The organism is Stenotrophomonas sp. 1L-E-5-B-C3, assembly GCF_057292075.1.
Map to the genome: position 1 here is coordinate 16,924 of NZ_JBXAWS010000002.1, position 24,192 is coordinate 41,115.

A 24,192-nucleotide genomic window follows, 5' to 3' on the forward strand; every position below is an offset into this window, starting at 1 on the left:
CGGCATTCTGGCGATGCCTTCACCGTTCATGAGGTTGCCGGCCAGCGGCCGGCACTACCACGTCACCGGCTCGGATCGCGCTCCGGGCTCGGCCGCTTGGCCAGCTTGCGCTGCAGCGAACGCCGGTGCATGCCGAGCAGGCGCGCGGCCGCTGACACATTGCCGCCGGTCTCGTGCATCGCCTGCTGGATGTGTTCCCACTGCAGCCGGCTGATCGGCGTCATCGCGTCGGGCACTTCCATTTCGCCATCGTCAGCCGGACCATCGTCTTCCTCGCCGAGTGCGCGCAGGATCATCGGCACTGTGGCCGGCTTCGGCAGGTAGTCATCCGCACCCAGCTTGATCGCCTCCACGGCGGTGGCGATGCTGGCGTAGCCGGTTACCAGCAGGATCCGCATGTCCGCGCGCAGGGCACGCAGCGGCTGGATCAGTGCCAGGCCGGAATCGCTGCCCAGTTTCAGGTCGATCAGCGCGAACGCCGGCGGGTGCTGGCGAGCCAGTGCAAGCGCGCTGGCGGCATCCTGTGCGGTCTGCGTTTCCAGCCCCTTGCGGGCCAGGCTGCGCTGCAGCGTGCGCAGGTACAGTTCGTCATCGTCGACCAGCAGGCCGAGGGTGGAGTGGTGAAGGCTCATGGGGTGTCCTCGCGTGGGGCCAGCGGCAGGCGGAAGCCGACGCGGCTGCCGGCCCCCTGGGCCGGGCGCATCCACATCTCGCCGTCGAGGCGTTCGATGGTGGCATGGGACAGGGCCAGGCCGACGCCCATGCCCTCGCTCTTGCTGCTGCCGAACAGCTTGCCCGGCAGGACGGCGGCACGGGCGTCGAAGCCATGGCCGTAGTCGCGTACTTCGCCGATCAGGTCGTCGCCTTCGATGCGCAGGTCCAGGTCCACGCGCGGCCGGCCGGCCTGTTCGCCGGCATCGGCGGCATTGTTGAGCAGGACCATCAGCAGATGGCCCACGCCCGGATCCAGCGGCAGCCGCAACGGCGCATCGTCGTTGCGGTGCAGGTCGATGGTCGGACGCACCAAACGCCACTGCTCCAGCACCTGCTGGGCGCTGGAATGGCTGCGCCCCGGTGCATCAGCCGAGGCCGGCGCGGCCAGCGCCAGCACCCGTTCACGGCATTGCACCAGCAGCTCGCGCAGGGTTTCCATGTCTTCGCGTACTTCCGGCTCTTCGCTGCGCTCGGCGACGTCATCGGCGAGCAGGGTCATGGTCGCCAGCGGCGTGTTCAGTTCGTGCGCCACCGAGGCCGCATGGGTGGCCAGGGCGACAATGCCCTCGTTGCGGGCGAAGCGCTCGCGCAGTGCCGACAGTTCAAGCTCACGCTGGCGCAGCGCCAACGCCAGGCGGGTGGAGAAGGTCAGCACGACCGCAGCGGAAATCAGGAAATTGGCGACCACGCCCCAGCGGTTGAGGTCCTGCGCGCGGAAATAGCCGTCCGGCAACGGCTGCCCGAAAATGCCGCTGGCGGCGTAGCCGAGCAGGCAGGCCAGTGCCACCGCCAGCGCCCAGCGCAGGGGCAGGGCGAACGCGGCCAGCGCGATCAGGATCAGGAACAGCGAGCTGAACGGGTTGGCCATGCCGCCGCTCCAGCCCACCATCCAGGTCAGGATGATCACGTCCACCAGGATGTGACCGAATGCGGTCAGCGGTGCTGTGTCAGCCGCTTCCGGGCGCAGCTGGGTGTAGATGTTGAACAGGGTCAGTACGGCCACGCCGGCCCACAGCGGCAGCTGCGGCAACGGCAAGCCCAGCACCCAGGTGGCGACCAGGATGGTGGCGGCCTGGCCGCCTACGGCAAGCCAGCGCAGGCTGCACAGGGTTCGGAGAAACGGGGCGTCGGGACCGGTCATTCACGCTCATCGTATGCGTTCACGCGTGGACGTGCCTGCGACAATCGGCCGCAGCCGTGCCGGCGGCTGAATGCGAGTCACCCGGAATGCGGGGGCGGGCGGTAGAATGCGCCCATGCACGACGCCGTCACCCGCCCGACTCCGCCCTCCGATGCCACTGCCTGGCCGCGCCGCCAGACCCATGCCGTCCAGATCGGCGGGGTTACCGTAGGCGGTGGCAAGCCGGTGGTGGTGCAGTCGATGACCAATACCGACACCAGCGATGTGGCCTCCAGCGTGAAGCAGGTGGCCGAGCTGTGGCGGGCTGGCTCGGAGATGGTGCGGTTGACCGTCAACACCGTTGAAGCGGCCGCCGCGATCCCGCGCATTGTCGACAAGCTGGCGATGATGGGCATCGACGTGCCGCTGATCGGCGACTTCCATTACAACGGCCACCAGCTGCTCACCGCCGAACCAGCGTGTGCCGAAGCGCTGGCCAAGTACCGCATCAACCCGGGCAACGTCGGCTTCGGCAAGAAGAAGGACCTGCAGTTCGCCCAGCTGATCGAGTTCGCGATCCGCTACAACAAGCCGGTGCGCATCGGCGCCAACTGGGGCTCGCTGGACCAGGCCCTGGCGGCGAAGCTGATGGACGAGAACAACCACCGCGAACAGCCCTGGGACGCCGGCCGCGTGCTGCGCGAGGCGCTGATCCGTTCGGCGCTGGACTCGGCCGAGCAGGCAGTGGAGATCGGCCTGCCGCGCGACCGCATCGTGCTGTCGGCCAAGGTCAGTGGCGTGCAGGAACTGATTGCGGTGTACCGGGACCTGGCCCAGCGTTCGGATTTCGCCCTGCATCTGGGCCTGACCGAGGCCGGCATCGGCAGCAAGGGCATCGTCGCCTCGTCGGCCGCGCTGAGCGTGCTGCTGCAGGAAGGTATCGGCGACACCATCCGCATTTCGCTGACCCCGGAGCCGGGCCAGTCGCGTACGCAGGAAGTGATCGTCGCCCAGGAACTGCTGCAGACCACCGGCCAGCGCGCCTTCACGCCATTGGTCACGGCCTGCCCGGGCTGTGGTCGTACCACCTCTGAGTTCTTCCAGGAACTGGCCAAGGTGGTGCAGAGCCATGTGCGCGAAAAGATGCCGATGTGGAAGATCCAGCACCCGGGTGCGGAGAACATGACCCTGGCGGTGATGGGCTGCATCGTCAACGGGCCGGGCGAGTCGCGGCACGCCAACATCGGTATTTCGTTGCCGGGCACCGGCGAAACCCCGGCTGCGCCCGTATTCGTCGATGGCGAAAAGAAGGTGACCCTGCGCGGTGAGAACATCGCCCAGGACTTCGTCGCCCTGATCGACGACTACGTCGAACGCACCTATGTCCGAAACGCCGGATAAGCCTGCGATCCTCGCTGCACCGGAGTCTGCCTCCGGGTTCCGCCACTGGATGGCGAGCAATGCCTGGCGCCTGCTCCTGCTGTTCGGTGGCGTGCTGCTGCCGTTGGCAGGCTTCGTCGCCCTGGCCGACGAGGTGCACGAGTTTGAATCGTTCCATTTCGACGCACCCCTGCTGTGGCAGATGCATGGCCTGCATTCGCCTCTGCTGGACCGCTTCTTCGTGCTCATCTCCAAGCTGGGCTACGAGTGGTTCCTGATTCCGGCCGACGTGCTGATCATCGGTGTGCTGCTGGGCTACCAGCGATGGCGCGAAGCCACCTTCGTGGCGGTCAGCTTCGTGGGCTCGGCGCTGTTGAACATGGGCAGCAAGCACTTCTTCCAGCGCCAGCGGCCCAGCCTGTGGGAATCGATCGCGCCGGAATCGACGTTCAGCTTCCCCAGCGGCCATGCGATGGGCTCGATGACCCTGGCGGTGACCCTGGTGCTGCTGGCCTGGAACACCCGCTGGCGCTGGCCGGTGCTGCTGCTGGCACCGGCGTTCAGCCTGCTGGTCAGCGTGTCCCGGGTCTACCTGGGGGTGCATTACCCCTCCGACATCCTGGCCGGATGGTGTGCCGCGCTGGTTTGGGTGGTAGGGTGCTATCTGGTCATGTTCAGTCGCCGGCACCCATGGCGACGTCACGGCTCGCCGCCAGCGAAGGCCAGCGAAGCATCATCACAGGGGGATTGACGTGGATGGCCCCTCCGGGACGTCTACGTAATAGATCAGTTGTTTCGTTGCAGCAGGTTCTGCAAGACAGGGGGCAAGCACAACGCGCGGTAGTGTGATGCGCAAGGCAGATTGCCGGGGTCGCATTCCGAACGCGCTTGCAGGGGTATCGGCACCCTGCCTAGCTTGACCTGCAATGGCCGCATTCGAAGAGGTACGTGAATGACGAATCGAGTCTACCTGGTGGATGACCACGCGCTGGTCCGCACCGGGATGAAGATGATTCTGTCGGGGGAAACCGACATCGAGGTGGTGGGCGAAGCCGAGACCGGCGAAGACGCGCTGCGTGAAGTCCGCCAGCTGCTGCCCGATGTGGTGCTGTGTGACCTGCACCTGCCGGGTGTGAGCGGCATGGAAGTGACCGAGCGCATCGTGCGCAGCCACCGCAATACCCGCGTGGTGATCGTGTCGGTGCTGGAAGATGGCCCGCTGCCGAAGCGGCTGCTCGAGGCTGGCGCCGCCGGTTACATCGGCAAGGGCTGCGATGCGCAGGAGCTGTTGCGCGCGGTGCGTGACGTGGCCGGTGGCCGCCGTTACCTGGGCACCAGCATCGCGCAGAACCTGGCGCTGTCGACGGTGGAAGGCAACGGTTCGCCGTTCGACAGCCTGTCACCGCGCGAGCTGGAAGTGGCACTGCTGCTGACCCAGGGCCTGCGCCAGGAAGACATCGCGCGGCGGCTGAGCCTGAGTGCGAAGACGGTGAACACGCACAAGGCGCGGTTGTTCGAGAAGATGGGGATCCACGACAACATCGCGCTGGCGCGGATGGCCAGCCAGTATGGGCTGGTGGATCCGGCACGGCCGCTGTAAGGGATTCGGCCAACGGCTGAGCCCCTCGCGGTGGAGTGCGGTTGGATTCTGGGGGATGGCCGGGCGGATGGGCTGTGCAGGGGGCGCTGCAAGTACGTCCATGTAAGCTCGGTCGCCGCATCCATGCGGCTCACGCCCCTGCACAACCCATCCGCCCGTCCACGGATAGGTTCCGTGCGCGTCCACCGCGGAATGAAGAAGGAAGAGCAGGAGCGGGTCGCGCGCTGTGCGCGCTCGTTACCCGGGGTCGGAGCCGAGCGTGGGCTCGGCTCTACACCTTGATCTGCTCAGTGACCGCGCACGCGCTTGATGATCTTGGCGGCGTCGGCGGCGCTGGCGCGCACCTTGTCCCATTCGCCGTTGGCGATCCAGTTGCCCGGCACCATCCACGAACCGCCGATGCAGACCACGTTCTTCTGCTCGAGATATTCGGCGGCGGTGTTTTCGGTGATGCCACCGGTCGGGCACAGCTTGAGGTCGGCGACCGGGCCGGCCAGGCCCTTGATCATCGCCAGCCCACCCACGGCGGTGGCCGGGAACAGCTTGCACACACGGAAGCCACGCGCATACAGCGACAGCAGCTCGGTCGGCGTCGCCGCACCCGGCACTACCGGCAGCGGTGCCGCCGCCAGTGCATCGGCCAGCGCCGGTGGCGTACCCGGCGTCACGAGGAAGTCCGCACCCGCATCGATCGACTGCTGCATCTGCTCCACGGTCAGCACCGTACCGGCACCCACCACCACGTCCGGCAGCTCACGCTTGAGCATCGCCAGCGCTTCCATCGCCACCGGCGTACGCAGCGTCAACTCGATCGCCGGCAGGCCACCTTCCAGCAACGCCGCGCTGACCGCACGCGCCTGGTCCAGCGTATGAATCGTCACCACCGGCAGGATGCCCGCCGCACGCAACAGCTCCGCCGCCTTCACCTGATGTTGTTCGATACCCATAGCTCTGCTTCTGCCTTTGCTTCTGCTTTTGAATTTGATTTTCAGTGATCACTTCGCGGCGTCGATGCGCCGCAGAGTGTCAGGAGGGCGCGGGTAGCCCCAGCCGGGACCGTGAGCGGCATGGATGCCGCGACCGAGCCCCCATGGAAGGGTTTACGGCGTGTCCCGGCTGGGGCTACCCGCGCCCTCAACCAGGAAACTCACCGCCACATAGAACCCGCAACGCTCCTCAACCCTCAGGCGTCTTTCGCCTCATGCGGCGCCGCCGCCGCCGCGGCATCGTGCCCCAGCTCGTACTCCGCATCGTAGTCCCACGGCCCACCATCAGCAGCTGCCGGCCCGCACGAAATCGAAATCGCACCCTGGTCCGCCGGCCCCACCACGCGACGGTTGATCGCGAACAGGTTGCGGCCCAGGTCGTGCGCTGCCGGCGCGGTGTTCGGCGCCAGCGGACGTGCAGCCCATTCGGCTGCGTCCACCAGCACTTCCAGCGTGCCGGCCTCGCCATCGAGGCGGATCATGTCGCCCTCGCGAACCTTGGCCAGCGGACCACCCCGCGCCGCTTCCGGCGTCACATGGATCGCCGCAGGAATCTTGCCCGAGGCGCCGGACAGGCGGCCGTCGGTGACCAGCGCCACGCGCCGGCCCTGGTTCTGCAGCAGGCCCAGCAGCGGCGCCAGCGAATGCAGTTCCGGCATGCCGTTCGCACGCGGGCCCTGGTAACGCACCACCGCCACGAAATGCTCGGGCAACAGGCCGCCGGCATGCAGCTTGTTCAACACCTGCGGCGCATCGACCACCACCGCCGGTGCTTCGATCGTGCGGTATTGCGGCTTCACCGCCGACAGTTTGATCAGCGACTTGCCGAGGTTGCCGCGCAGCAGGCGCAGGCCACCCTGGTGTTCGAATGGATTGTCTACGCCACGCACCACCTCTTCGTCGGCGCTGCGTTCCAGACCCGGCAGGTAGACCAGCTTGCCGTCGCGCAGCTGTGGTTCGCGTGCGTAGTCGGCCATGCCGCCACGCGCCACGCTGACCAGGTCGCCATGCATCAGGCCGGCCTTGATCAGTTCGCCGAACACGAAGGCCGGGCCGCCGGCAGCTGCAAAGCGGTTCACGTCGGCGTCGCCGTTCGGATAGACGCGGGCCAGCAGCGGGATCAGCTGCGACAGTTCGTCGAAGTCGTCCCAGGTCAGCACGATGCCGGCCGCACGCGCCACCGCGATCCAGTGGATGGTGTGGTTGGTCGAGCCGCCGGTCGCCATCAGCGCAATGACCGCGTTGATGATCGCGCGCTCGTCGATGATCCGGCCGAGCGGACGGAAATCGTCGCCCAGTGCGGTGATGTCCAGCGCGCGTTCGGTGGCTTCGCGGGTCAGGGCATCGCGCAGCGGCGTGTCCGGGTTGACGAACGAGGCGCCCGGCAGCTGCACGCCCATCGCTTCCAGCAGCACCTGGTTGGAATTGGCGGTGCCGTAGAAGGTACAGGTGCCCGCACCGTGGTAAGAGGCCGATTCCGCTTCCAGCAGTTCCTCGCGGGTGGCCTCGCCGGCGGCGTAGCGCTCGCGCACTTCGGCCTTCTGCTTGTTCGGAATGCCCGGCGTCATCGGGCCGGCCGGCACGAACACCGCCGGCAGGTGGCCGAAGGCCAGCGCACCGATCAGCAGGCCGGGCACGATCTTGTCGCACACACCGAGATGGATGGTGGTGTCGAACATGTCGTGGCTGAGGCCGATGGCGGTCGCCTGGGCGATCACATCGCGCGAGAACAGCGACAGCTCCATGCCGCCGCGGCCCTGGGTGACGCCGTCACACATCGCCGGTACCGCGCCGGCCACCTGTGCCGTTGCGCCCAGCTCACGGGCCATCGCGCGGATCTGATCGGGATAGGTTTCGAACGGCTGGTGCGCCGACAGCATGTCGTTGTAGGCGGTGATGATGCCGAGGTTCGGCGTCACGCCACCGCGCAGGCGGCTTTTGTCAGTGCCACCGCAGGCGGCGAAACCGTGGGCGAGGTTGCCGCAGCTCAGGCGGCTGCGGAACGGGCCATCGCGCAGTGCGGCGTCGATCGCGGCCAGATAGGCGGCGCGCGAGGCGGCGCTGCGGCGGATGACACGTTCGGTGATGGCTTGCAGTTGCGGATGGAGGCTCATTGGCTACCGGCGTTCGTGGTGGCGAGAGGCAAGCGGCGGCACGGTGCCGCCGCCAACATCAATCAGCCCAGTGGACGCGCAGGCGCGCGCCTTCCAGGTTGATCGCATTGAGGATCGGGTACTGCTGGGCATCGTTGCTGTCCAGCGCCTGGCGCAGCACCTGCAGCTTCTGCTTGCCGCGCAGCAGCAGCAGGCGCTGGCGGCACTGGCGCAGGCCATGCGGGGTCAGGGTGATGCGCAGCGGCCACTGGTTGGCACCCGGGCAGCCGGTGGCGTCCAGCGCGGCATAGGGCAGGGTGCTTTCCAGTGCACGGGCCAGGTCCTTCGAGCCGGGGAACAGCGAGGCGGTGTGGCCGTCGTTGCCCATGCCCAGCGCCACCAGGCTCGGCGGCTGGCTGTGCTGCGCCTGCAGGTTGGCGGTGTACACGCATTCCGGAAGCGGCTTGCCGATCCGCACCAGCGGATCGAAATGCGCACCTTCGGCGCGCTTGAGCAGATTCTCGCGCACCAGCCAGGCATTGCTGTCGCGATCCTGCGGCGACAGCCAGCGCTCATCGGCCAGGCTCACTTCCACCCGGTCCCAGTGCACGTCCAGCTCGGCCAGTGCCTGGTATACCGGTGCCGGCGTGGTGCCGCCAGACAACAGGATGCGGGCGCGGCCCACTTCGTTGATGTCGTGGTTGAGGGTCTGCGCCATCTCGGCGGCCACCGCCTCGATCCAGCCATCGGCATCGCCGTGCTGGATGAACTCGATGCGGTCGTCGTGGAAGGTGGTGGGGCTCATGCGGCAACTCCAGGTGCGTCACGTTCGGCGTCGGCGGCATAGGCGGCGGCGCCCAGCAGTCCGGCGTGGGGGTGCATCACGGCCAACGAGGGAACCCGCGCCATGATCGAGGAGAAGCGGCCCTTGTGTTCGAAGCGCTGGCGGAAACCGGAGTGCTGCAGCGAATCGAGCATCTTCGGGGTCAGCCCGCCGGTCAGGAACACGCCGTCCCACGCGCCCTGGGTCAGCACCAGGTCGCCGGCGATGGCGCCGAACACCGCGCAGAACACGTCCACGGTGCGCATCGCCTGCGGATCGCCGTGCAGGGCACGCGCGGTCACGTCCACCGGCTGCAGCTGGCCCGGATCGATGCCGGCCATCTCGCACACGGCACGATGGATGTTGACCAGGCCAGGGCCACAGATCAGGCGCTCGTTGGAGACGCGGCCGAACTGTTCGGACAGGATCTCCAGGATGCGGATTTCCTCCGGGGTTCCCGGCGGGAAGCTGACATGGCCACCCTCGGTCTCCAACGGATAGCAGCGGCCATGGCGCAGGATCAGGCCGCCGACACCGAGCCCGGTGCCCGGCCCGATCACCGCGTAGTTGCGCGGCTGACCGGGCTTGCCCGGCACCCATGCAGCGCCGCCGACCTGGACCACGTCATCGGGCTGCAGCAGTGAAATCGCCATCGCCTGCGCGGCGAAGTCGTTGATCAGGTGCAGTTCGTCGAAACCGAGCATGGCCGCGGTGCGGCTGCGCGAGATCACCCACGGATGGTTGGTGATGCGTGCTTCGTCACCGTCGACGCGACCAGCGACCGCGAACACGCCGCGGCTGGCGGTAGCGCCGATCTGTTCCAGATGGTGGCGCGCGGCATCACCCAGCGACGGGAACTCCGCCACCGCGTACTCACGGATGCTGTCCTGCTGCAGCGGTGCATCGAGCGAGGTGTCGGCCAGGGCGAAGCGGGCGTTGGTGCCACCGATGTCGGCGACCAGCACCGGCTGCGAGCTGGCACTCATGCCGACGCCTCGCTGTCCGGCGCATCCACGCCCTGCGGCAGGAAGCCGGTCGCGTTGTCCGGGCCCCACTGGCCGGCGGGGTAGGGTTCCAGCGGCAGCTTTGCTTCCTTCCAGGCATCGGCCACGCTGTCGATCCACGCCCAGGCCGCGCGCACTTCGTCGTCGCGCACGAACAGCGTGTGGTTGCCGTTGAAGGCGTCCAGGAACAGGCGCTCGTAGGCGATGCGGCGATGCAGGCCGGTCGGCACCGACAGTTCCAGTTCCAGCGGGTGAAGTTCCAGCGCGCCCCATTCGGGGCCGGCCAGGCTGCTCATCAGGCCCAGTTCGATGTTTTCCTGCGGCTGCAGCTGGAACACCAGGCGGTTCGGTGCGGCCTGCGCACGCTGCGGGCGCTCGAACAGCCAGTGGGTGACCGGCTTCAGCGTGACCACCACGCGGGTGGTGCGCTCGGGCAGGCGCTTGCCGGTGACCAGGTGGAACGGCACGCCGCTCCAGCGCCAGTTGTCGATATGTGCGGTGACACCGGCGAAGGTCTCCACGTCGCTGCCTTCCGGCGGCTGGTAGGCCTGTGCCGGCTGGCCATTGATGGTGCCGGCGGTGTAGCGGCCGCGGATGCTGTCACGTGCGGCGTGCTTCGCATCGAGCGGGCGCAGGGCGCGCAGCACCTTGACCTTCTCATCGCGGATGCGGTCGGCTTCCAGCGAGGCCGGCGGTTCCATCGCCACCATGCACAGCAGCTGCAGGATGTGGCTCTGCACCATGTCGCGCAGCGCACCGGAGCGCGCGTAGTAGGCGTCACGGCCGTCCACGCCTTCGCTCTCGGCCACCAGGATGTGGACCGACTCGATGTAGTTTCGGTTCCACACCGCTTCCAGCAGCGTGTTGCCGAAGCGCAGCGCGATCAGGTTCTGCACCGCCGCCTTGCCCAGGTAGTGGTCGAGGCGGAACACACGATCCTCGTCGATCCACTGGCCGATGGTGCTGATGATTTCCTCGGCGCTTTCGCTGTCGCTGCCGATCGGCTTCTCAAGCATCAGCCGTGCCGGCGCGGCAAGGGCGCCGCCCTTGGCCAGGCCTTCGCAGGTGGAGATGTACAGGCCTGGCGGGATGGCCAGGTAGCTGACGCACTTGCGGTCCACCAGGTCGGAGACCGCGGCGGCGACCGAGTCGACGTCGCGCAGGTCGACCGAACGGTAGTCGATGCGGCGCAGCAGCGCGGCGATGTCGTCCTGGCTGGCCATCGGCATGGCCTGCTGCAGGCGCGGCCGCAGGATGTCATGGAAGGCTTCGGTGTCATGCCCGGACAACGCCAGTGCGCGGATGCGGAAGTCCTCCGGCAGCAGGCCGTCGCCAAGCAGGCGAAGCAGCGAAGGGAACAGATAGCGCTGGGCCAGATCACCTGTGGCACCGAACAGGAAGAGGGTGTCGTGCATCGCTCGAGTTTCAGATCCGGGTGACATCGTTGTCAATCGCTTCATGGCTGGGTTCGGGGGACATCCGCGCAACTGCCTGTCCGAGGTTCGTCCGGGGCGTTCTCCGGAGCTCCGGAAGACCGTTCCATTCGAAACCACTGCTTCGGCAGAACCTTCGTTCAACCGCCGACGCAGATCGGTGCGCACCGATCATCGGATAGTGCCACGTGAAAACGTTTACATGGCAGAATGGGCAACTGTATTCGATTGCAGTGCTCGCCGTCATGCGGCAGGCGCGCAATCATCACTGCCATCGGGAGGGCCGAGGCAGTCCCAAAAGACAGCCCGGCTTCGGGCGGACCGGATAGGTGATATGGCAAAAGTGCAGTTGCAGGGTGTGCGCAAGGTCTACGACAACGGCCAGGTCGCGGTGAAGGACGCCACCTTCGAGGTCGCCGATGGCGAACTGATGGTGCTGGTCGGTCCCTCCGGCTGCGGCAAGTCGACCCTGTTGCGGATGGTTGCCGGCCTGGAAGAGATCAGTGGCGGCACGCTCACCATCGGCGACCGTGTGGTCAATGATGTGGCGCCGAAGGACCGCGACATCGCCATGGTGTTCCAGAGCTACGCGCTGTACCCGCACATGACCGTGGCCGAGAACCTGGCCTTCGGCCTGAAGCTGCGTGGCCATGACAAAGCCACGATCGACAAGCGCATCAGCGAGGCGGCGCAGACGCTGGGCCTGACCGAGATGATGGACAAGCTGCCCAAGGCGATGTCCGGTGGCCAGCGCCAGCGTGTCGCGCTGGGCCGTGCGCTGGTGCGCGAGCCGGCGGTATTCCTGCTTGACGAGCCGCTGTCCAACCTCGATGCCAAGCTGCGCCACAGTGTGCGTACCGAGATCGCGCAGCTGCATCGCAAGCTGGGCACCACCATGATCTACGTGACGCATGATCAGGTCGAAGCGATGACCCTGGGCCAGCGCATCGTGGTGCTGAAGGACGGCATCATCCAGCAGATCGATACACCGATGGCGCTGTATGATCGCCCGGCCAACCTGTTCGTGGCCGGTTTCCTCGGCAGCCCGGCGATGAATGTGCTGCGTGGCACCCTTGAGGGCGATGCCGGCGGGGTGACCGTGGTCGATGGCGAATGGCGTGCTCCGCTGGGCCAGGCCACGATCGATCCGGCCTGGCTGCAGAAGCCGATCGCGGTGGGTGTGCGTCCGGAACACCTGCAGCCGGCCAGTGCCGATGATGCGCATGCATTCACCGCGCGTATCGAGGGCATCGAACCGGTCGGCAACGAGATCTTCGTCAACCTGAGCAGTGGCCAGCACGCGCTGACCATGCGCGTGGCGCCGCAGTCGCTACCGCGCGTGGGCGAGGACATCCGCGTGGCGATCCACCCGCAGGGCCTGCATTTCTTTAACCCGGAAACCGGCGAGCGCCTGTAAGGGGCGGTAGCGCCGGCGTCATGCCCGGCGTCATGACCGCCGTGCGGACCAACGGTCCGCACCCACCAGGGTGGTGGTAGCGCCGGGCCATGCCCGGCGGGCGCCTAACGCGCCAGCCCATCCAGCAGCGGTATCCGCTGCGCAACCGCATCACCCACCTGCAGATCAGCGTCGCTGGCCTCCAGCGGCAGTACCGCCAGTGCCAGATCGCCGGCCACGCTGGCAATGGTGCCCAGCGCCGTACCGTCCTGCTGCACGCCATCGCCAGCCTTCGCCGGTGCCGCGGTATGCAGCAGCTGCACCGCGCGCTTGGCCTTGCCGAGGAAGTGGGTGCGGGCGACGATTTCCTGTCCCGGGTAGCAGCCTTTCTTCACGCTGTAGCCATTCAGGCGGTCCAGGCCCAGCTGCTGCGGGGTCCACACTTCGCGCTGGCTTTCTTCCAGCCGCGGCAGGCCATGGCGCAGGTCGGCCTGGCGCCAGGCAAGCGCGAAAGCGGCCTCATCGGCCTCGCTGCCGGCGTCGAAGGCCTCGGTGGCGCCGATGCGCAGGGTGCGCGGCAGCGCGTCGCTGCCCAGGTCCAGCTCCCAGCCGTCACCTGTGGTCTGCGCAATGGCGGCGCCGCTGGCGGCCTCGGGCGCAGTGAACGCGCCGGCCACGGCCAGATCGCTGCGCACCAGTACCTTCACCTTGCGGCGGAACACGAAGCGCTGCAGTTGCGACGCAATCGCATCGGCATCACCGTCGGCCAGCACCAGCATCACATGGTCTTCGGCCAGCCGAAGCAGCTGGAACACCGTCAGGGTGCGGCCCTTGGCGCTCAGCCAGGCGCTCCACTGCCAGTGCAGCAGGGGCAGGGCAGTGACATCGCCACTGAACTGGGCATGGGCGAATACGGCCGCATCCGGGCCCTGCAGGCTCAGCAACTGGTGGCCGGGCAGGCGCGGATATCCGACGAAAGCAGGGGGCAGGTTGTCAGGCACGTGAACGAGGTCTAAAATTTGTGCGTTGCGAGACCAACAATGATAGGCCAAACAACCCCCACTCCCGACGACGAATCTGAAGCCCCGCTGGTCCCCGCGGCACCCGTGCCCGTGGAACAGGAAAAAGCAGAGGAATTCGGCGGCCGCGGCGGACTTGATCCGGTGCGGTATGGCGATTGGGAGAAAAACGGACGCTGCATCGATTTCTGATCAGCATTGAGCCAACGCGGCCGTGTGCCGCCCAGCCGAGACAACGAGCCCAGCGAATGGCGACCAGACAACGCCCACTTTCCCCGCACCTTCAGGTGTATCGCTGGCAGATTCAGATGGCCACCTCGATCCTGCATCGAGCCACTGGCGTCTTTCTGTCTGTTGGTGCCCTCATCATCGCCGCCGGCCTGCTGGCACTGATGATGGGGCCCGATTCCTGGAACTGCTTCACCGGCCATGCCGGGGCCTGGTATGGCCGCGTGTTCCTGTTCGCGTGGACATGGTCGTTCGCCTATCACCTGTGCAATGGCATCCGCCATGTGGTGCAGGACTTCGCCATCGGCTTCAGCATCCCCGCCTTCATCCGCAGCAGCTGGCTGTCGGTCATCGGCAGCCTGGTGATCACCCTGCTGGTGTGGGCCTATGTGATGTTCGGAGGTGCCGCGTGAGCAAGTTCCGTACTCCGCTGAAGGGTGTGCGCGGCCTTGGTTCGGCCAAGACCGGCACCGAGCACTTCGTGCACCAGCGCCTGACCGCCGCCGCCCTGGTGGCGCTGGGCATCTGGTTCCTGGTCTTCGTGCTGGGCCTGCTGGGCTCGGACTACGCGACCGCCGCCGCCGCCGTGGCCAAGCCGTGGAACGCAGTGCCGCTGATCGGCCTGCTGATCGCCATGTTCTGGCACGCGCAGCTCGGCATGCAGGTCGTGCTGGAAGACTACATCCACGAATCGCTGCTGGCCCTGGTGCTGCAGACCGCGGTGAAGTTCGTCGCCGTGCTCGGCATGATCGTCAGTGTGTTTGCGGTGGGCCGCATCGCCCTCGGCGTTGCCTGAGCCCAGGCACCTACACAGGAATCCAGATTAGATGTCCGCTTACAAGATCACCGAACACAAGTACGACATGGTCGTGGTGGGCGCCGGCGGCGCCGGCCTGCGCGCCACGTTCGGCCTGGCCGCCAAGGGCCTGCAGACCGTGTGCCTGACCAAGGTCTTCCCGACCCGTTCGCACACCGTTGCCGCCCAGGGCGGTATCTCGGCCGCGCTCGCCAACATGGGCGAGGACGACTGGCGTTACCACTTCTTCGACACCATCAAGGGCTCGGACTGGCTGGGCGACCAGGACGCCATCGAGTACATGTGCCGTGAGGCCATCCCGGCCATCATCGAGCTCGAACACTACGGCGTGCCGTTCTCGCGTACGGCCGAAGGCAAGATCTACCAGCGTCCGTTCGGTGGCATGACCACCAAGTACGGCGAAGGCCCGGCGGCGCAGCGTACCTGCGCGGCGGCCGACCGTACCGGCCACGCGATGCTGCACACCCTGTACCAGCAGTCGCTGAAGCACGACGCGCGCTTCATGATCGAGTACTTCGCACTCGACCTGATCTTCGATGATGAAGGTGCCTGCCGAGGCGTGCTGGCGTTGGACATGTCCGACGGCACCCTGCACCTGTTCCGCGCCCAGGGCGTGGTGCTGGCCACCGGCGGCTACGGCCGTGCCTACTTCAGCGCCACCTCGGCGCACACCTGCACCGGCGACGGTGGCGGCCTGGCCATGCGTGCCGGCATCGCCATGCAGGACATGGAGTTCGTGCAGTTCCACCCGACCGGCATCTACGGCGCCGGCTGCCTGATCACCGAGGGTGTCCGCGGTGAAGGCGGCATCCTGCGCAACAGCAGCGGCGAGCGCTTCATGGAGCGTTACGCACCGCACTACAAGGATCTGGCCTCGCGCGACGTGGTCAGCCGTTCGATGACCATCGAGATCCGCGAAGGCCGCGGCGTCGGCGAGCACAAGGACCACATCCTGCTCGACCTGACCCACCTTGGCCCGGGCGTGATCGACGAGAAGCTGCCGGGCATCGCCGAGAGCGCCCGCATCTTCGCCGGCGTCGACGTGCACAAGCAGCCGATCCCGGTGATCCCGACCGTGCACTACAACATGGGCGGCATTCCGACCAACTACCACGGCGAAGTGGTGCGCAAGGATGGCGACAACCCCGATGCGGTGATCCCGGGCCTGTACGCGATCGGCGAAGCCGCCTGCGTGTCGGTGCACGGTGCCAACCGCCTCGGCTCGAACTCGCTGCTGGACCTGGTGGTGTTCGGTCGTGCGGTGGCCAACCGTTGCGCCGAGACCATCAAGCCGGGCGCGTCGCACAAGCCGCTGGTGGCCGATGCCTGCGACAAGGCACTGGGCCTGCTGGACAAGCTGCGCCACGCCAACGGCGACACCCCGACCTCGGTCATCCGCGATCGCATGCAGCGCACCATGCAGGCCGACGCCGCCGTCTTCCGCACCAGCCAGACGCTGAAGGAAGGCTGCGAGAAGATGGACAAGATCTTCGACTCGTTCCAGGACGTGAAGGTCTCCGACCGTTCGCTGGTATGGAACTCGGACCTGATCGAGACCTACGAGCTGAACAACCTGCTGCTGAACGCGGTGGCGACGATCAACTCGGCCGAACAGCGCAAGGAAAGCCGCGGCGCGCATGCGCACGAGGACTTCCCGGACCGCGACGACGTCAACTGGCAGAAGCACACCCTGGTCAGCGTCGACGAGAAGGGCAAGTGCAGCTTCGACTACCGTCCGGTGCACATGTACACGTTGACCGACGACGTGTCCGTAGTGCCGCCGAAGCCGCGCGTGTACTGATCCGACCCCGCCTACCATGCAATCCGCGCCCAAGGGCGCGGGCCGCCTGAGCCAACGAGAGCAGCCATGGCCGAGTTTTCACTCCCCAAGAATTCCAAGATCACGAAGGGCAAGCACTTCCCCGTCAAGAACGGCGGCAAGAACGTGCGCACCTTCAAGATCTACCGCTGGAGTCCGGACGACGACAGCAACCCGCGCACCGACACCTATGAAGTCGATCTGGACGCCTGTGGCCCGATGGTCCTGGACGCCCTGATCAAGATCAAGAACGAGATCGACCCGACCCTGACCTTCCGTCGCTCCTGCCGCGAAGGTATCTGTGGTTCGTGCGCGATGAACATCGACGGCACCAACACCCTGGCCTGCACCCGAGCCATCTCGGACTGCGGCAAGAAGGAAGTGCCGATCTACCCGCTGCCGCACATGAACGTGGTCAAGGATCTGGTTCCGGACCTGACCCACTTCTACGCGCAGTACGCCTCGATCAAGCCGTGGATCCGCACCCAGACCCCGGCACCGCCGGACCGTGAGCGCCTGCAGTCGCCGGAAGACCGCAAGAAGCTGGACGGCCTGTACGAGTGCATCCTGTGCGCCTGCTGCTCGACCAGCTGCCCGAGCTACTGGTGGAACGGCGAGCGTTACCTGGGCCCGGCGATCCTGCTGCAGGCCTACCGCTGGATCATCGACTCGCGCGATGAGGACACCGGTGCGCGCCTGGACGATCTGGAAGATCCGTTCAAGCTGTACCGCTGCCACACCATCATGAACTGCGCCCGCACCTGCCCGAAGGGCCTGAACCCGGCGCTGGCGATCGCCGAGATCAAGAAGCTGATGATGGAACGCCGCGCCTGATCGGGCCTGGCTGTACCTGGTAGAGCCACGCCATGCGTGGCTGTGCCACCCCAGTAGAGCCACGCCATGCGTGGCTGTGCCACCCCAGTAGAGCCACGCCATGCGTGGCTTTGCTGTATCTGGAGAAACACGATGGATGAAGAAACCCTGCTGAAGAAGCTGCGCTGGCGCTGCCGCCGCGGCATGCGCGAGCTGGACCAGCTGTTCGGTCGCTATCTGGACCACGAATGGAGCACTGCGCCGACCGAAGAGCGCGAGGTTTTCCTGTTCCTGCTCGACTGCGAGGACGATAAATTGTGGCGCTGGTTCATGGGCTATGAGGCCTGCCCGCATGCGCACGCGATCCCCCTCATGCAGAAGATCCTCGCCCTCAAGCCTTGAGTGGCGCCCCTCGCGGCTGCAGGCCGCCGCCCAGTTGGCGGTGCTGCTGGCCGCGCCCTGGCTGCTGCGCGCGACGGAGTTGCCGCCGCGCCTGCTGATGCCGGCCGTGCTGCTGGCCTGGGCCATGGGACTGGCGGAGCTGGCCTGGCGCTTTCGCCGGCCACGCGTTGCCCTGTGCCTGCCAGCGCCGCCCGACCCGATGCAGGTTGCCGGTCAGGACATCGAAAGCCCGCAGCTGGTCGTGCGTGGGCCTTGGCTGCTGTTGCTGTGGCGTGAGGATCGGCGCCGCCGGCGCCTGTTGTTCTGGCCCGATGTGCTCGATCCCGGGCAGCGACGTGAACTGCGACTGGCCGTGGCCGCACGTGCCGTTTCCCGTAGGCCCCGTACGATGGCACCATAAGCTGAATTGACTGGCGTGCCTGCATGTTCAAACCCCTTCCCGTGGCGATCGGCCTGCGCTACCTGCGCGCCAAGCGCCGCAACGGCTTCATCTCCTTCATCTCGATGGCATCGATCCTGGGCATCGCGCTCGGCGTCACCGTGCTGATCACCACCCTGGCGGTGATGAGCGGTTTCCAGAAGGAAATCCGCAGTCGCCTGCTGCAGATGACCGCGCACACCACCATCAGCCGCGACGGCGAGCCGATGCCGGACTGGATGCGCGTGGTCGACGTGGCCCGCAAGGACCCGCGCGTGGCCGGTGCCGCGCCTTACATCGAGATCCAGTCGATGATCAGCGGCCCGCGCGTGCAGGGCGCGATCATCCAGGGCATCGACCCGGCGCTTGAGCCGAAGGTGTCGGTGATCGACAAGAAGGTCACCAAGGGCAGCTACGACAGCCTCAAGCCAGGCAGCTTCAACCTGCTGCTGGGCAAGGAACTGGCGATCTGGCTGGGCGTGGATGTCGGCGATCAGGTGCTGGTGACCTTCGCCGAAGTGCAGGGCACGCCTGCCGGTGCGGTGCCACGGATGAAACGCTTTACCGTGAGCGGCCTCTTCGAGGCCGGCTACAACGAGGTCGACCGAGGTGTCGGCTTCGCCAACATGAAGGACCTGGAGCGCGTGCTGCGTTCCGATGGTGCTACCGGCGTGCGGCTGAAACTGCACGACATGGACCGCTCGCTGGAAGTGGGCGTGGACCTGGCGCAGAACCTCGGTGGTGCGTACCGGGTGAGTGACTGGACCCAGCAGAACGCCAACCTCTACCACTCGCTGCGCATGGAGAAGGTGGTGATGGGCATCCTGCTGTCGTTGATCATCGCCATGGGCGCGTTCAACCTGGTGTCCTCGCAGGTGATGCTGGTCACCGACAAGCAGGCCGACATCGCCATCCTGCGCACGCTCGGCCTGACCCCGGGCGGGGTGATGCAGGTGTTCATGGTGCAGGGTTCGCTGATCGGCATCTTCGGCACGCTGGCCGGCTTGATCGGCGGCATCACCCTGACCCTCAATCTGGAACGCATCCTCGGCGCCATCGAGAGCGTGTTCAACGTCAAGCTGATGCCGGAGGATGTCTACTACATCACCGGCCTGCCGACCGACATGCAGACCGGCGACGTGGTGGCGATCACCGTGGTCGCGCTGCTGATGAGTTTCCTGGCCACCCTGTATCCCGCCTGGCGGGCAGCACGCACCCAGCCGGCGGAGGCCCTGCGTTATGAATAAGGTCTTCAACCGCGGTGATGAAGTGATCCGCGCCGAGGCACTGGGCAAAACCTATGCCGAGGGACGCATGCAGACCCCGGTGTTCGATGGCCTGGGCCTGACCGTGACCGCAGGCGAGACGGTGGCGATCATCGGCGCCTCCGGCGCCGGCAAGAGCACGCTGCTGCACCTGCTGGGCGGGCTGGATACTCCGACCGCCGGTGAGGTGTACGTGACCGGCCAGCGCATGTCGGCGCTGTCTGATACCGCGCGCGGCCTGCTGCGTAACCAGGCGCTGGGCTTCGTGTACCAGTTCCACCACCTGCTGCCGGAATTCACCGCGTTGGAAAACGTGATGATGCCGGTGCTGCTGGCCGGCACCGCGGTGGCCGAAGCGAGCAGTCGTGCAACGACCCTGCTGGAGGCGGTCGGCCTTGGCCATCGTCTGGACCACAAGCCGGGCGAACTGTCCGGTGGTGAGCGCCAGCGCGCGGCCGTGGCGCGTGCGCTGGTCAACCATCCGGCCTGCGTGCTCGGCGACGAGCCGACCGGCAACCTCGATGACCGCACCGCGGCGACGGTGTTCGAGCTGATGCTGGAGCTCAACCGGGCGCGGCATACCAGCCTGGTGCTGGTGACCCACGACCGCAGTCTGGCGCGGCGCCTGGACCGGGTGCTGGAGCTGCGCGAAGGGCGCCTGCACGCACTGGCCCACGCCGACGTCTGAGGCACTGGGCACGCTTTGGTAGAAGCCGACCTTGGTCGGCTGCTCTTGCAGGGCAAGCGCCAACCAAGGTTGGCGACTACCGTGGTCCGGCCAGCAGCCGCCGACCGGCTGCTGAATGGGGCTCCGGCTGTCGCGCCAGCCGCACGTGGCTGGGCGCATGATGGCGGCAGTTCCCCGAGGAGATCGCCATGAAGACCCCGATCCTGATGGCCGGACTCTGCCTGGCGCTGGCCGCCTGCGCGACCACCGGCCGGCTCAGCTCTGCCGAGAAACTTGACCTGTACCGTGCCCATGCCGGCGCGGCGCAGAACGACATGCAGTTCTTCGGCAGCCTCAATGGCTGGACCGAGCTGGGCGACAGCGCGCTGGCAGTGTGGACCCGTCCCAGCGAAGCCTACCTGCTGGAATTGAGAGGTCCCTGCCAGGACCTGCCGTATGCCACCGCCATCGGCCTGACCAGCCAGATGAACCGTGTTTCGGCGCGTTTTGACAAAGTGCTGGTGCGCGACCCGACGGGCGGCCCGCGCATGCCGTGCTTCATCGACAGCATCCGCAAACTGGACGTGAAGGCGCTGCGTGCCTCCGAACAGGAGCTGCGCCAGGCGCAGGTGCAGGAGCGCGAGGAAAGCACGAAATAGCGTGATAGTGCCGGCCGCTGGCCGGCATCGCGCGGATGCCAGGTTGCCGGCCAGCGGCCGGCACTACCTGTGTGTCAGGCTTCCGGGGTGAAGCCGGCCGGCTTTTCCGCGTCCTTCTCGAACAGGAACTTGACCAGTTCGCCTTCAAGGAACGCGCGATGCTCCGGCGTGCGCGGCGACAGGCGGTTTTCGTTGATCAGCATGGTCTGGTGCGCCAGCCATGCGGCCCAGGCCTGCTTGCCGATGTTGTTGAAGATGCGCTGGCCCAGCTCGCCGGGGTAGGGCACGAAGTCCAGGCCCTCGGCATCGCGTTGTTCGTACTGGCAGAAGACGGTTCGGGACATGGCATTCACTCGTGGTTGCGGGGTTTCTTGGAATTTCGTTTTGGCGTCTTGATCGTTGCGCCGTCGAGCAGTTTGCGGATCGGTGCCGGCAGGCCCAGCGCGGGCAGTTCGTCGGCGGCCACCCAGCGCAGCGTCGGTTCTTCCACGCGCAGGCCGTGCACCTGTCGCGACAGTACCTGCAGATGCAGCTTGTAGTGACTGAAGGTGTGCTGCAGCACTGGCAGCTCTTCGGCCTCTTCCAGCGAGCCGTCGACGTGCAGGTCGAACCAGTCCTGCAGCACGCTGCCGGCCTCGGCCTGTGGCAGCGTCCACAGCTGCGCCCAGATGCCGGTATCCGGCCGCTTCTGCAGCAGCACGCGCTGCTGGGCGTCGCGCAGCAGCAGCGCAACGGCCTCGCGCTCGGGCAGGGTCTTGCTGGGCTTGGGGGTCGGCAGTTCGGCGCTGCGGCCTTCGCGCCGTGCCACGCAGTCATCCTGCAGCGGGCAGATCACGCAGGCCGGTTTGGCGCGGCTGCACACCGTCGCGCCCAGATCCATCTGCGCCTGGGTGTAGTCGGCCATGCGCCCGGCCGGCACCTGCGCCACGTGCGTCTCGGCGATCGCCCACAACTGCTTCTCGATCGCGGGCAGGCCGGGGAAACCCTCGATGCCGTGGTAGCGGCTGAGCACGCGCTTGACGTTGCCATCGAGGATCGCGAACGGGTCGTTCCAGGCCTGGCTGAGGATCGCGCCGGCGGTGCTGCGGCCGATGCCGGGCAGGGCATGCAATGCATCGAAGTCGCGCGGCAGTTCGCCGTCGTGCAGTTCCACGCACCGTTTGGCTGCGGCATGCAGGTTGCGTGCGCGGGCGTAGTAGCCGAGCCCGGCCCACTGCGCCATCACCGCGTCGTTGCTGGCGGCGGCAAGGTCGGGCAGGGTCGGGAAGTGCTGCAGGAACCGCTGGAAATACGGGATGACCGTACTCACCTGGGTCTGCTGCAGCATGATTTCCGACAGCCAGACCCGGTAGGGACTGCGCGGGTGCTGCCAGGGCAGGTCGTGGCGGCCGTGGTCGTCGAACCAATGCAGCAGGTGGGCGACGAAGCCGTCTTCCTGGGCAGTCTTGGCGCTGGCGTGCGGCTGGCGGGGCATCGGTGTTCCGGAGGTGGGCAGCCACCCATGGGGTGGCTCTACCGGTTTCAGTAGAGCCACGCGACGCGTGGCTGCACGGTGTATCAGGCGCCCAGCGCCTCAGGCAGCAGGGCGTCGACGAAGGCTTCCGGATCGAACACGCGCAGGTCTTCCGGGCGCTCGCCGATGCCGGCGAAACGGATCGGAATGCCGAACTCGCGGGCTAGCGCGAACACCACGCCGCCCTTGGCGGTGCCGTCCAGCTTGGTCACCACCAGGCCGGTCACGTTCACGGCGGCGTTGAACTGGCGCAGCTGCGACAGCGCGTTCTGGCCAGTGGTGCCGTCGATCACCATCAGCACTTCGTGCGGTGCAGTGGGGTCGATCTTGCCGAGCACGCGGCGGATCTTGCCCAGCTCGTTCATCAGGCCGGACTGGGTATGCAGGCGGCCGGCGGTATCGGCGATCAGTACCGAGGTGCCGCGAGCCTTGCCGGCCTGCAGCGCGTCGAATGCCACTGAAGCGGCATCAGCGTTCTGACCCTGCGCGACCACGGCCACGCCGTTGCGCTCGCCCCAGGCCTGCAGCTGGGCCACGGCAGCGGCGCGGAAGGTGTCACCGGCGGCCAGCATCAGGCTGTGGCCTTCGTCCTTGAAGCGCTTGGCCAGCTTGCCGATGGTGGTGGTCTTGCCGACGCCGTTGACGCCGACGGTCAGCACCACGAAGGGCTTGGCGGTGCGGTCGATCACCAGCGGCTTGGCCACCGGCTGCAGGATCGCGATCAGTTCGGCACGCAGCGCGGCAAGCAAAGCGTTGGCATCGACGAATTCACGCGCCTTCATGCGCTTGCGCAGGCCCTCCACCAGGTCGGTGGTGGCACCAACGCCGACATCAGCAGTGATCAGTGCGGTTTCCAGCTCGTCCAGCAGGTCGTCGTCGAGCTTGGGATTGCGCGAGAACAGGCCGCCGAAGCTGCGCGCGATGACGCTGTTGCGCAGGCGCTCCCGCCAGCCGGGCTTGCCAGCCGTAGCCGGCACGGCGTCGACGGAGGCTGCCGCAGGCAGATCGTCGGTGATCGGTGCCGGGGTCGGCGCAGGCGTGGGCTCCGGCAGCGGTGCAGGCACCGGCTCGATGGCCTGGGTCGCAACAGGGGCGACGTCGATCTGCGCAATCGGGCTCGAAGCGGTGGGAGCCGGGACTGCCGGGACCACCGGCGCTGTAGCCACCGGGGAGGCCTCGATCGTTACCGGTGCGACCGCTGCCGGGGGCGGCTCGACGGGGGCGGGTGCGGTTGGCGCAGCTACCGGTGCCGGTTCCTTGTCCTCGGCGGGCGCGGCCGACGGGAACGCCGCCGCCAGCTCTTCAGCCGAGTAGTGCTGGGTCTTGGGAGCCTCCGTTGCGGGGGCATCCTGGGGCTTCTTGCGGCGGAAAAAACTGAGCATTGGCAAAAGGCGCTGAAATCAGAGGGATATGCTACCACTCGGGCCTGTCGGGCCGATGTGGACTCAAGGTCGCGACCCGTCGGCCGTTAACCGGTCCGGAGGGCTGCGCAGGGCGGCCCGGAGACCGCCATGAACAACGTGATGGGAATCGCCCTCAGCGGGATGCGCGTGGCCCAGCAGGGCGTGCAGGTAGCCGCGCACAACGTGGCCAACCTGGCGACCCCGGATGCCCAGCGCCTGCAGCTGCAGCGCGGTGCTGCGGAGCAGGGCGGGGTGCAGGCCGCGGTGGTCCCTGCCGACGCCGATCCTGGTGCGCCATTGGGGGATCTGCTGGCGGCAAAGGCCGAGGTGGTGGCCTTCGCTGCCAATGCTGCAGTGATCCGCCGCCAGGACCAGATGCTGGGCTCGCTGCTGGATCGGGACGCCTGAGCAACACCGCTTTGGCAGGTGCCAACCGCCGCCCCTGGTGGGTGCCAACCTTGGTCGGCACGCTTCGACCCAGCCTGGTAGGTGCCAACCTTGGTTGGCACGCTCGATCCGCCCTGGTAGGTGCCAACCTTGGTTGGCACGCTTTTTGGGGCGCCAACCAAGGTTGGCCTCTACCAGGGCAGCAGTGCCAACCAAGGTTGGCATCCACCAGC

Annotated in this window: 26 protein-coding genes; 15 read left to right on the forward strand and 11 right to left on the reverse strand. The window is 67.1% G+C overall.

Annotated features, from left to right (window positions below; all coding sequences use genetic code 11):
- Positions 1–62 precede the first annotated feature (62 nt).
- The gene (locus tag AC0Z6F_RS02720; RefSeq protein WP_012510702.1) at positions 63–632 is read right to left on the reverse strand and encodes a response regulator transcription factor; all 570 of its coding nucleotides are present in this window, start codon (positions 630–632) and stop codon (positions 63–65) included.
- A complete protein-coding gene (locus AC0Z6F_RS02725) occupies positions 629–1,855 on the reverse strand; it encodes an ATP-binding protein (protein WP_012510703.1) in 1,227 nt (408 codons plus the stop codon). The genes AC0Z6F_RS02720 and AC0Z6F_RS02725 overlap by 4 nt, the downstream gene beginning before the upstream one ends.
- Positions 1,856–1,969: 114 nt before the next feature.
- On the opposite strand from AC0Z6F_RS02725, the gene ispG reads away from it, so the two are divergent.
- The 3 genes from ispG to AC0Z6F_RS02740 all read left to right on the forward strand — a co-directional run bounded on the left by ispG (position 1,970) and on the right by AC0Z6F_RS02740 (position 4,814).
- Complete coding sequence (gene ispG / locus AC0Z6F_RS02730; RefSeq protein ID WP_100434433.1) at positions 1,970–3,235, forward strand: flavodoxin-dependent (E)-4-hydroxy-3-methylbut-2-enyl-diphosphate synthase; 1,266 nt, start codon at positions 1,970–1,972, stop codon at positions 3,233–3,235.
- A complete protein-coding gene (locus AC0Z6F_RS02735) occupies positions 3,216–3,965 on the forward strand; it encodes a phosphatase PAP2 family protein (protein ID WP_485616805.1) in 750 nt (249 codons plus the stop codon). Before ispG ends, AC0Z6F_RS02735 begins: the two co-directional genes overlap by 20 nt.
- A gap of 201 nt (positions 3,966–4,166) precedes the next feature.
- Positions 4,167–4,814: a response regulator gene (locus AC0Z6F_RS02740; RefSeq protein ID WP_485616804.1), complete on the forward strand. Its 648-nt coding sequence runs from the start codon at positions 4,167–4,169 to the stop codon at positions 4,812–4,814.
- Positions 4,815–5,101: 287 nt separating this feature from the next.
- Here AC0Z6F_RS02740 and AC0Z6F_RS02745 read toward each other — a convergent pair whose 3' ends face one another.
- The 5 genes from AC0Z6F_RS02745 to zwf form a co-directional block, all read right to left on the reverse strand.
- Positions 5,102–5,761: a bifunctional 4-hydroxy-2-oxoglutarate aldolase/2-dehydro-3-deoxy-phosphogluconate aldolase gene (locus AC0Z6F_RS02745; RefSeq protein ID WP_004153124.1), complete on the reverse strand. Its 660-nt coding sequence runs from the start codon at positions 5,759–5,761 to the stop codon at positions 5,102–5,104.
- Between the two features lie 236 nt (positions 5,762–5,997).
- On the reverse strand, positions 5,998–7,914 hold the full coding sequence (gene edd, locus AC0Z6F_RS02750; RefSeq protein ID WP_154354688.1) for a phosphogluconate dehydratase: 1,917 nt from the start codon (positions 7,912–7,914) through the stop codon (positions 5,998–6,000).
- Positions 7,915–7,972: 58 nt separating this feature from the next.
- Positions 7,973–8,698, reverse strand: a complete 726-nt coding sequence (gene pgl, locus AC0Z6F_RS02755; RefSeq protein WP_012510707.1) for a 6-phosphogluconolactonase — start codon at positions 8,696–8,698, stop codon at positions 7,973–7,975.
- On the reverse strand, positions 8,695–9,702 hold the full coding sequence (gene glk, locus AC0Z6F_RS02760; protein ID WP_004153139.1) for a glucokinase: 1,008 nt from the start codon (positions 9,700–9,702) through the stop codon (positions 8,695–8,697). Before glk ends, pgl begins: the two co-directional genes overlap by 4 nt.
- Positions 9,699–11,135 carry a glucose-6-phosphate dehydrogenase gene (gene zwf / locus AC0Z6F_RS02765; protein ID WP_100434437.1) on the reverse strand — a complete coding sequence of 479 codons (1,437 nt, stop codon included), beginning with the start codon at positions 11,133–11,135 and terminating at the stop codon, positions 9,699–9,701. Before zwf ends, glk begins: the two co-directional genes overlap by 4 nt.
- Before the next feature lie 352 nt (positions 11,136–11,487).
- Between zwf and AC0Z6F_RS02770 the strand changes: the two genes are divergently transcribed.
- Positions 11,488–12,570, forward strand: a complete 1,083-nt coding sequence (locus tag AC0Z6F_RS02770) for an ABC transporter ATP-binding protein (protein ID WP_485616803.1) — start codon at positions 11,488–11,490, stop codon at positions 12,568–12,570.
- A gap of 104 nt (positions 12,571–12,674) precedes the next feature.
- Here AC0Z6F_RS02770 and ygfZ read toward each other — a convergent pair whose 3' ends face one another.
- Positions 12,675–13,550, reverse strand: coding sequence for a CAF17-like 4Fe-4S cluster assembly/insertion protein YgfZ (gene ygfZ, locus AC0Z6F_RS02775; protein ID WP_197585172.1), 876 nt, complete (start codon positions 13,548–13,550; stop codon positions 12,675–12,677).
- Between the two features lie 39 nt (positions 13,551–13,589).
- On the opposite strand from ygfZ, the gene AC0Z6F_RS02780 reads away from it, so the two are divergent.
- The 10 genes from AC0Z6F_RS02780 (at position 13,590) to AC0Z6F_RS02825 (ending at position 20,656) form a co-directional block, all read left to right on the forward strand.
- Positions 13,590–13,760 (forward strand): DUF1674 domain-containing protein, encoded by a 171-nt coding sequence (locus AC0Z6F_RS02780; RefSeq protein WP_005409075.1) that lies wholly within the window; start codon positions 13,590–13,592, stop codon positions 13,758–13,760.
- A gap of 56 nt (positions 13,761–13,816) precedes the next feature.
- Positions 13,817–14,209, forward strand: coding sequence for a succinate dehydrogenase, cytochrome b556 subunit (gene sdhC, locus AC0Z6F_RS02785; protein ID WP_004153151.1), 393 nt, complete (start codon positions 13,817–13,819; stop codon positions 14,207–14,209).
- The gene (gene sdhD / locus AC0Z6F_RS02790) at positions 14,206–14,592 is read left to right on the forward strand and encodes a succinate dehydrogenase, hydrophobic membrane anchor protein (protein ID WP_004153152.1); all 387 of its coding nucleotides are present in this window, start codon (positions 14,206–14,208) and stop codon (positions 14,590–14,592) included. Before sdhC ends, sdhD begins: the two co-directional genes overlap by 4 nt.
- A gap of 31 nt (positions 14,593–14,623) precedes the next feature.
- The gene (gene sdhA / locus AC0Z6F_RS02795) at positions 14,624–16,414 is read left to right on the forward strand and encodes a succinate dehydrogenase flavoprotein subunit (protein ID WP_485616802.1); all 1,791 of its coding nucleotides are present in this window, start codon (positions 14,624–14,626) and stop codon (positions 16,412–16,414) included.
- 66 nt (positions 16,415–16,480) lie between these two features.
- A complete protein-coding gene (locus AC0Z6F_RS02800; RefSeq protein WP_005409079.1) occupies positions 16,481–17,266 on the forward strand; it encodes a succinate dehydrogenase iron-sulfur subunit in 786 nt (261 codons plus the stop codon).
- A gap of 132 nt (positions 17,267–17,398) precedes the next feature.
- Entirely contained in the window at positions 17,399–17,647 is a 249-nt protein-coding gene (locus AC0Z6F_RS02805) for an FAD assembly factor SdhE (RefSeq protein ID WP_065722897.1), read from the forward strand.
- Entirely contained in the window at positions 17,598–18,047 is a 450-nt protein-coding gene (locus tag AC0Z6F_RS02810) for a hypothetical protein (RefSeq protein WP_004153156.1), read from the forward strand. Before AC0Z6F_RS02805 ends, AC0Z6F_RS02810 begins: the two co-directional genes overlap by 50 nt.
- Before the next feature lie 23 nt (positions 18,048–18,070).
- Positions 18,071–19,312 (forward strand): lipoprotein-releasing ABC transporter permease subunit, encoded by a 1,242-nt coding sequence (locus AC0Z6F_RS02815; protein WP_004153157.1) that lies wholly within the window; start codon positions 18,071–18,073, stop codon positions 19,310–19,312.
- Complete coding sequence (lolD, locus tag AC0Z6F_RS02820) at positions 19,305–20,018, forward strand: lipoprotein-releasing ABC transporter ATP-binding protein LolD (RefSeq protein WP_004153158.1); 714 nt, start codon at positions 19,305–19,307, stop codon at positions 20,016–20,018. The genes AC0Z6F_RS02815 and lolD overlap by 8 nt, the downstream gene beginning before the upstream one ends.
- Positions 20,019–20,206: 188 nt before the next feature.
- Complete coding sequence (locus AC0Z6F_RS02825; protein ID WP_012510713.1) at positions 20,207–20,656, forward strand: DUF6491 family protein; 450 nt, start codon at positions 20,207–20,209, stop codon at positions 20,654–20,656.
- A 74-nt stretch (positions 20,657–20,730) separates the two neighbouring features.
- Here AC0Z6F_RS02825 and AC0Z6F_RS02830 read toward each other — a convergent pair whose 3' ends face one another.
- The 3 genes from AC0Z6F_RS02830 to ftsY all read right to left on the reverse strand — a co-directional run bounded on the left by AC0Z6F_RS02830 (position 20,731) and on the right by ftsY (position 23,551).
- Positions 20,731–21,000, reverse strand: coding sequence for an oxidative damage protection protein (locus tag AC0Z6F_RS02830; protein ID WP_004153160.1), 270 nt, complete (start codon positions 20,998–21,000; stop codon positions 20,731–20,733).
- A 5-nt stretch (positions 21,001–21,005) separates the two neighbouring features.
- The gene (gene mutY / locus AC0Z6F_RS02835) at positions 21,006–22,130 is read right to left on the reverse strand and encodes an A/G-specific adenine glycosylase (protein ID WP_012510714.1); all 1,125 of its coding nucleotides are present in this window, start codon (positions 22,128–22,130) and stop codon (positions 21,006–21,008) included.
- 83 nt (positions 22,131–22,213) lie between these two features.
- Positions 22,214–23,551 (reverse strand): signal recognition particle-docking protein FtsY, encoded by a 1,338-nt coding sequence (ftsY, locus tag AC0Z6F_RS02840; RefSeq protein ID WP_100468157.1) that lies wholly within the window; start codon positions 23,549–23,551, stop codon positions 22,214–22,216.
- 129 nt (positions 23,552–23,680) lie between these two features.
- Here ftsY and AC0Z6F_RS02845 point away from each other — a divergent pair, with 129 nt between their 5' ends.
- A complete protein-coding gene (locus AC0Z6F_RS02845) occupies positions 23,681–23,980 on the forward strand; it encodes a hypothetical protein (protein ID WP_004153163.1) in 300 nt (99 codons plus the stop codon).
- The last annotated feature ends 212 nt before the right edge of the window (positions 23,981–24,192 follow it).

What these genes read in the sequence shown, in the direction of transcription:
- AC0Z6F_RS02720 (WP_012510702.1), bottom strand. Translation starts at nt 632, where the DNA reads ATGAGCCTTCACCACTCCACCCTCGGCCTGCTGGTCGACGATGACGAA.
- AC0Z6F_RS02725 (WP_012510703.1), bottom strand. Translation starts at nt 1,855, where the DNA reads ATGACCGGTCCCGACGCCCCGTTTCTCCGAACCCTGTGCAGCCTGCGC.
- ispG (WP_100434433.1), top strand. Translation starts at nt 1,970, where the DNA reads ATGCACGACGCCGTCACCCGCCCGACTCCGCCCTCCGATGCCACTGCC.
- AC0Z6F_RS02735 (WP_485616805.1), top strand. Translation starts at nt 3,216, where the DNA reads ATGTCCGAAACGCCGGATAAGCCTGCGATCCTCGCTGCACCGGAGTCT.
- AC0Z6F_RS02740 (WP_485616804.1), top strand. Translation starts at nt 4,167, where the DNA reads ATGACGAATCGAGTCTACCTGGTGGATGACCACGCGCTGGTCCGCACC.
- AC0Z6F_RS02745 (WP_004153124.1), bottom strand. Translation starts at nt 5,761, where the DNA reads ATGGGTATCGAACAACATCAGGTGAAGGCGGCGGAGCTGTTGCGTGCG.
- edd (WP_154354688.1), bottom strand. Translation starts at nt 7,914, where the DNA reads ATGAGCCTCCATCCGCAACTGCAAGCCATCACCGAACGTGTCATCCGC.
- pgl (WP_012510707.1), bottom strand. Translation starts at nt 8,698, where the DNA reads ATGAGCCCCACCACCTTCCACGACGACCGCATCGAGTTCATCCAGCAC.
- glk (WP_004153139.1), bottom strand. Translation starts at nt 9,702, where the DNA reads ATGAGTGCCAGCTCGCAGCCGGTGCTGGTCGCCGACATCGGTGGCACC.
- zwf (WP_100434437.1), bottom strand. Translation starts at nt 11,135, where the DNA reads ATGCACGACACCCTCTTCCTGTTCGGTGCCACAGGTGATCTGGCCCAG.
- AC0Z6F_RS02770 (WP_485616803.1), top strand. Translation starts at nt 11,488, where the DNA reads ATGGCAAAAGTGCAGTTGCAGGGTGTGCGCAAGGTCTACGACAACGGC.
- AC0Z6F_RS02780 (WP_005409075.1), top strand. Translation starts at nt 13,590, where the DNA reads ATGATAGGCCAAACAACCCCCACTCCCGACGACGAATCTGAAGCCCCG.
- sdhC (WP_004153151.1), top strand. Translation starts at nt 13,817, where the DNA reads ATGGCGACCAGACAACGCCCACTTTCCCCGCACCTTCAGGTGTATCGC.
- sdhA (WP_485616802.1), top strand. Translation starts at nt 14,624, where the DNA reads ATGTCCGCTTACAAGATCACCGAACACAAGTACGACATGGTCGTGGTG.
- AC0Z6F_RS02800 (WP_005409079.1), top strand. Translation starts at nt 16,481, where the DNA reads ATGGCCGAGTTTTCACTCCCCAAGAATTCCAAGATCACGAAGGGCAAG.
- AC0Z6F_RS02805 (WP_065722897.1), top strand. Translation starts at nt 17,399, where the DNA reads ATGGATGAAGAAACCCTGCTGAAGAAGCTGCGCTGGCGCTGCCGCCGC.
- AC0Z6F_RS02810 (WP_004153156.1), top strand. Translation starts at nt 17,598, where the DNA reads ATGCGCACGCGATCCCCCTCATGCAGAAGATCCTCGCCCTCAAGCCTT.
- AC0Z6F_RS02815 (WP_004153157.1), top strand. Translation starts at nt 18,071, where the DNA reads ATGTTCAAACCCCTTCCCGTGGCGATCGGCCTGCGCTACCTGCGCGCC.
- lolD (WP_004153158.1), top strand. Translation starts at nt 19,305, where the DNA reads ATGAATAAGGTCTTCAACCGCGGTGATGAAGTGATCCGCGCCGAGGCA.
- AC0Z6F_RS02825 (WP_012510713.1), top strand. Translation starts at nt 20,207, where the DNA reads ATGAAGACCCCGATCCTGATGGCCGGACTCTGCCTGGCGCTGGCCGCC.
- AC0Z6F_RS02830 (WP_004153160.1), bottom strand. Translation starts at nt 21,000, where the DNA reads ATGTCCCGAACCGTCTTCTGCCAGTACGAACAACGCGATGCCGAGGGC.
- mutY (WP_012510714.1), bottom strand. Translation starts at nt 22,130, where the DNA reads ATGCCCCGCCAGCCGCACGCCAGCGCCAAGACTGCCCAGGAAGACGGC.
- ftsY (WP_100468157.1), bottom strand. Translation starts at nt 23,551, where the DNA reads ATGCTCAGTTTTTTCCGCCGCAAGAAGCCCCAGGATGCCCCCGCAACG.
- AC0Z6F_RS02845 (WP_004153163.1), top strand. Translation starts at nt 23,681, where the DNA reads ATGAACAACGTGATGGGAATCGCCCTCAGCGGGATGCGCGTGGCCCAG.